Origin of the sequence: Bacillus sp. AFS001701, from assembly GCF_002559405.1 — a bacterium.
Lineage (GTDB): Bacteria > Bacillota > Bacilli > Bacillales > Bacillaceae_G > Gottfriedia.
The window spans coordinates 1-5,977 of the sequence record NZ_NTZO01000316.1 but is presented as its reverse complement, the minus strand read 5'-3'; the positions used below and the strand labels follow the sequence as shown (position 1 = coordinate 5,977).

Annotated in this window: 2 protein-coding genes; both read left to right on the top strand. The window is 35.3% G+C overall.

The annotated features are described in order from the left end of the window. Positions 1 to 297: 297 nt before the first annotated feature. The gene (locus tag CN514_RS18825; RefSeq protein WP_098233919.1) at positions 298 to 4,452 is read left to right on the top strand and encodes a S8 family serine peptidase; all 4,155 of its coding nucleotides are present in this window, start codon (positions 298 to 300) and stop codon (positions 4,450 to 4,452) included. Positions 4,453 to 4,757: 305 nt separating this feature from the next. Beyond that, positions 4,758 to 5,977, top strand: a 1,220-nt coding sequence (locus CN514_RS18820; protein ID WP_141529424.1) for a hypothetical protein, incomplete at its 3' end; no start/stop codon positions are given.

Here is a 5,977-nt window from a genome sequence, read left to right as displayed (position 1 = left end):
ATTTTATTTAACGAAATACAACGTCGAAATTATGTTAATTTGGAAAATCACACATAAAATTAATTATTAAATACTCAACAATTTCCCCAATTTACTAGCAATAGTGACATACCTATAATATGAATAGATTGATATTTCTGAATACCTTACAGTTAATAATCTTCCACTAATTTTATTTATCCAGACTAAATTATGAGATGAGTGTATTAAATGTGAAGTAAAGTCATCAGAAATGCACCCTTCACATTATTACAAATAAAATTTATTGTTCGTAAAAAGGGAGAGGACGTAAAAAAGATGGAGAATAATCAGAAAAAGAAGGCGCTGAACAAAGCAACAGCCATTGCACTTGGTATAGGATTAGTATCAAGTAGCCCAGTAGTTTTTAATTCGACATCATCAAGTTCTGTGCATGCGACAAGTAAACCGACAGCGGAACAGATACTTTCTAATCTAACAACGGAGCAAAGACAAGCTTTAGTAAAAATATCTAATAATGATCGATCTGGTCTTTATTTAAATTCAAAGGTCAATCTCGCAAGTGGAGAAAAGGTTTCCGTCATCGTGCAATTTAAAAACAAGCCAGAGCATACGGCTATACTTGAAGCCGCATTGGATGGGAAAAATTTATCTAGTAAACAAGCTAAACAAAATGTAAACGATGACCACACTGCATTTAAACAAGATATAGATTCAGTGTTTACGAAAGAGTCAGAAGGAACTTACAAAGTTATTCGCGAATACAAAAATGCATTTAATGGGGTCGCTTTAGAAGTGCCAGCGAACAAAATCAAAGAAATTATGAAATCGAGTGTTGTTCAAGCTATCTATAGCAATTCCAGCATTATGGCGGAACCTCCTAGTCCTGAAGCAGAAATGACTCCTTCATCTACTCCGCAAGGTCAAGGGATGGCAGCTGAGCTATCTTATCTTCATATAAATGAATTACATAAAGAAGGCTACACTGGAAAAGGGGTAAAAGTGGCGGTGATTGATACCGGTGTGGACTATAATCACCCTGATATCAAAGCAGCATTTAAAGGTGGATATGATTTCATTGATAACGATAGTGATCCAATGGAAACAACCTATCAAGACTACATAAATTATAAAAAAGCAAATCCTAAAACGACTCTAAAAGCAGCAGATTTTGAAACAGAACACGGAACTCATGTTTCGGGAACAATTATAGGACAAGGAAAAAATAATAGTCCTTACGCTACAAACGGGATTGCTCCAGATGCTGAGTTATATGTGTACCGTGTGTTAGGTCCAGGTGGTAGTGGTTCTGATGATACTGTCATGGCAGGGATTGATCAGGCCGTGGCAGATGGTGTAAATATTATGAACTTGTCGCTTGGCACAAATTATAATGATCCGCTCTATCCAACGAGTATTGCAATCAACAACGCAGTCCTTAGTGGTGTAACCGCCGTAGTTGCTGCTGGTAATGCGGGAGATAGCATGTATACATTAGGCTCTCCAGGTAACGCACCTTTAGCATTAACGGTTGGAGCAAGCGATGTTCCTGAAGTAATCCCTACAATGAAAGGACATTTGGACACATTGAATTTAGATATGCATGCACTTGCTAAAGGATGGACCGATGACTTTTCTAAATTAACTGGTCAGACATTGAAGATTGTTAATGTTCCAAATTATGGAGCTGCGAATGATTACAAAAACATAAATTTACCAGCGAAAACTTGGATCGCATTAGTTCAGCGTGGTAATAATCAGTCTATTAATGATAAAATCCTCCAAGCAAAATTAAAAGGTGCAGCCGCAATCTTAATTTGGAATAACAACCCGGCAGAAGGATATATGCCATTTTACATGGGTGAAGGGCAAGACTTTATCCCATCCTTTAATCTGACAAATGCCGATGGGCTTGCATTGAAACAGAAAATAACAGACGGTAATTCACAGTTCTCCTTTACAGACTTAAGTTCACTTACGACGCTGGGCGACAATTTAGCGGCATTTAGTTCCCGTGGACCTTCTCGGGTAACGTATGACATAAAGCCGGAAATTACCGCTCCAGGAGTAAATGTGTTGTCAACGGTTCCAGGATTCATACATACCCCTGACAATCCATCAGATTATAGTACAGCGTATGAAAGAATGAGCGGAACTTCTATGGCGACACCAAATGTAGCAGGAATTGCTGCGTTACTTTTACAAGCGAAGCCGGATCTCGCGCCAGCTGATGTAAAAGCTATTTTAATGAATACAGCTGATTCGTTAAGCAATCCTTATAGCGTGTTTGAACAAGGTGCTGGAAGGGTAGATCCTTATAAGGCAATCCATTCTTCGATTGAAATTAAAATAAAAGATAAAGCACCAACAATTTCGAAAGGGAATGATAAACAAATAAACGAAGATACAGGTGCACTTAGCTTCGGAAATGTTGCTTTTAATGGTAAAAATTTTACTGAATCTCGTGAAGTAACCATTGAAAATAAAGGAACGGAAGCAAAAACATTTGATGTTAAAGTATACTTCCAATCTGGTTTAAGAGGTGCAAAAGATGCATCTCAAAATGGTGTTGAACTTAGTACCGACATGTCAGTAAAAGTTCCAACCAATAGCAGTGTTACAAGAATTGTAAAACTTTCAATTCCAACAACAGCGGAAAAAGGCATTTATGAAGGATATATTGTGTATACCAATCATGATGATCCAACTGAAACATACCGGATCCCATTTGGCGTACATTATGTAGAGGAGGGAATCGAAAGTTTCACTTACGACTATGATCGAACTACTACTGTAAAAAACCATTTAACCAATTTAGTTTTTGATCCAAATATACCTGGACACTTTAGCTTAAAGTCCCATATGAGATACTTGTATCAAATTGTCATGGACTCAAGCGGCAATGAACTCGGGGTAACTAGTGGATATGATGGAATTGGAGCGAGTGAAGGAGTCGAATATACTACATCTTTTGGTGGAACTTATTATCCGTTCACTGGAGATGATAAAAACCCTATTGACTTCCACGCAGTTGTAGCTCCAGAAGGTCAATACAAACTGAAAATGGTCGGTTATAATGACGAAGGAAAAGCATTTACATCTTCCACTAAAGATATGTTTATCGACAACACTATGCCGGATGCATTCGACGTCCATTTAGAAGGGGAAAAACCAGGAAATCCATTTGTGGAGTACGAACCAGGAACAAAATTCATTCCGATTACGGCAAACCTGCACGACAAAGAAGTTGTTGACCAATCAAAAAATTTCCTATTTTATTACTATAACAGTTACTTCCCTTCAGGTTCTTTTCCTTTAGATCAAAACGGTCAATATAAAAATTCAGTAACACTGCCAGCTAACGGTCAGTTACTAGATTTAGAGTTTGAGGGTGTCGATGCAGCTGCCAACACCTTTGGACGCAAGTACTACTTTGTAGTTCCGAACAATTATACCTATGTAAATGCTAAGCCGAATGTTCCAACACGATTAAACAATGTACACGCCCATATCGGGGACACGATTACGTTTACACTGACTGCAAATCATGTAAACAATCTGAAGCAAGCGAGCTATCGCTTTAATACGAGAAATAAAGATACATTGGTTACAAATATTGCACTAAATCCTGCAGCTCAGCAACTAGGCGCGATAATTTCATACACGTCAACTGGCACTACTCAGACTACAACAAATATCAATGTTAATTTTAATGGAATAACAGCCGACACGATCCCAATGGTCGATGTCACGATTAAAATTCCAGACATGGCCGAATATATGGATTCATCCAGCTTTACAAACAGTGTCTCGTCAACCTTTACTAAAATGGATGGAAAGATAGATCGACCATTTACTTGGGTTCCACCTGTATATATTCACCCGAATTTCTCATCGGCTTACGGATCGATTCACCCAGAGGCTTTCCAAGATGCAAATGGGAATCTTATATCACAAGACTATACAAAAATCGGAGCAAAAGTTTCTGTAGTCGACAATAATGGAAAAACGTATGAAGGACTTCTAAACAAGTATGGCGGTTTAGCCGTAAATGGATTGCCAGTTACGCATGATCGTTTTACGGTTATTCAAGATATACCTGGTCATTTCACTACTTATTCTCATTTCGGTAATGATTACCGAACTTTAGATGGTGTGAATTATGGCGACGGAAAGACGTTAAGTTACCCAAATGAAATAGAAGACGCAGTTGCCGGGGACATAAACAAAGATAACGTCATTGATATAAAAGATGCGATCGTAGCTTCAGAAAGCTTTGGGGCTAAAGTAGCTGACCAAAAATACAACCGTAATGCGGATATCAACTGGGATGGTGTAATTGATTCAAAAGATTTTGCTTATGTTGAAGAAAATTTCGGTATGCAGAACCCAACAGTTATAAACTCTCCAAAGCCTGTGAATCAATTGAAAGGAAAAACTTTTTACGATATTAAGAAAGAATTAGGATTGTAAGAACTATTTGCCGGCAGCTATTTTCGCTGACGGCATTTTTAAGTGTAAAAATGATTTGATCTTCCTATTTTAGACTAATCATTTTGTGTTGCTTTTCCTCTTGAGTAGAAAAATTGTAGAATTAATCGAGAATGAAGGATATATAAATAACATAGTTATTCAAAATGCTAAAGATTTTTTGATTGGGGATGAATTCATTTTTTGAAACCATAAAGTGCATTAGCAAAAACGCCTAAGGTATAAAAGAACTACTTGAATCGATGAATCGTAGTTGGCATTTCCAATAATTGAAATGAGGTAAAATTGTGGAATTAATAGAAAAGCTGATTAATAGATTGAAAAAGTATAGCGGACAAAGCTTTTGGATTACTTTCGAAACATGTAAAGGTTTTTTATCTCATTCAGTAATAGAATGCGGTGACGTTTATGTACGAGAAGAAATAAAAAATCTCGATGAGGATGGTGCTTATTTTCTTGATGATGTAATTAATATTGTTCGTAGAGATACAATGCTCTCTTTTATATTAAAAGATAAAGGGATAAAATCAGTTAAAGATTATCCAGATATAATAGAGGATGCAGAATGTCTTGATAAATTTGATATTGAATATGAAGGAGGAATAATAATTAGTATTGTAATTTTAGAATATTATGATTTAAACGAGGAAACAGATAACTACGAAACAGATCGTGACGAAGTACAAACCGAACAATTTAATCGAAATGAATATATAAAGGAATTGCTTTTAAGAAACTACTTTGAAAAGGATAACGAAACATTGATTAATGTTTTGACCACATTAAAGAGTCTTGAAGGTAAAAATTTATTCATTGAACATTCAGGTAATATTTTTAGTTACAATAACGAAATATATGATATGGTTTTTGAAGAAGTAATTGGTAAGGATATTTTTTCAGATGGGATAAAATTAAAGGATTTAAATTACTTAAATGGTATTTGTATTAATGAAAAAAAAATAGTAGGTTTCAACACTTTTGATAATTCTCTAACTGAAGAAGCAAATATAAGACATGAGATTGAATTTGAAGATGGTTCAGTTACAATTATTAAAATATTTAATGATACTTTAATTTCTGGAATAACAACAATATCTTCTCCACTTGTTACTAAATATAGTGCGGTGTCAGATTTTTATGAGCCGAACCAAATAAAAAAATTTGAAGAACAGTTATCAAATTATTTAAATGAATACGGCTTAAAAGAAGATAAGTTTATATTTGACTGGTCAAATAGTTTTGCCGCATCGAGAAGAACATATGAAAATATAAATTTGACAGATTTCTCATCTATTAAAGTACTTAATGTGAACAATAAAATTATTGCAGAAGGTTGGATGGAAACTATTCATGACAACAGTGAGAAATTCATAATTGCTTTTTGGGAGTTATTAACTTTCAACATTGACGGTAAAGAAGTAAGCGCAAAAAAGGAATGTGGCGTACCTAAATATGTATTAAATAAGTTACCATTATCTACACGAGAGAAAATAGAAAAATATTTAAA